1 protein-coding gene is annotated in these 680 nt (G+C 68.7%); it reads left to right on the forward strand.

The annotated features are described in order from the left end of the window. Positions 1-680, forward strand: a 680-nt coding sequence (locus tag ACMUVN_RS33265) for an AMP-binding enzyme (RefSeq protein ID WP_414816051.1), incomplete at both ends; no start/stop codon positions are given.

Genomic DNA, 680 nt, shown 5'->3' on the forward strand with positions numbered 1-680 from the left:
GACGGTCATGGCGCACCCGTTCCGTTTGGTGCGGTTGGCGAGCTTTATATCGGCGGGGCGGGGGTGGCTCGCGGCTACCTGAACCGTCCGGATTTGACGGCGGAGCGGTTCCTGGCGGATCCGTTCAGCGGCAAGGCCGGCGCCCGGATGTACCGGAGCGGCGACCTGGCGCGCTACCTGCCGAACGGCAATCTCGAGTTTCTGGGCCGCAACGACGACCAGGTGAAGATCCGCGGCTTCCGCATCGAGCCGGGCGAGATCGCCGCCCGGCTGCTGGAGCATGAGCTTGTCGGCGATGCCGCGGTGGTGGCGCACGCGGATGCGGCGGGCGACAAGCGGCTCGTCGCCTATGTGGTTGTGAAGATGACGGACGGGTCGGCTGAAGCCGATGGCGCCGGGCTTGCTTCGTCGTTGCGGGCGCATCTGGGTGGCCTGCTGCCGGACTACATGGTGCCGTCGGCGTTCGTGCGGCTGGATGCACTGCCGCTGACGGTGAACGGCAAGCTCGACCGCAAGGCGCTGCCAGTCCCCGACGACGATGCCTATGCGCGTCGGGCCTATGAGGCGCCGCAGGGCGAGATCGAGACGCTGCTGGCCGGGATCTGGGCCGAGCTTCTCGGCGTCGAGCGGGTCGGGCGCCACGACAACTTCTTCGAGCTCGGCGGCCACTCATTGTTGGC

Origin of the sequence: Rhizobium sp. IY2 (genome assembly GCF_047532935.1) — a bacterium.
Lineage (GTDB): Bacteria > Pseudomonadota > Alphaproteobacteria > Rhizobiales > Rhizobiaceae > Rhizobium > Rhizobium anhuiense.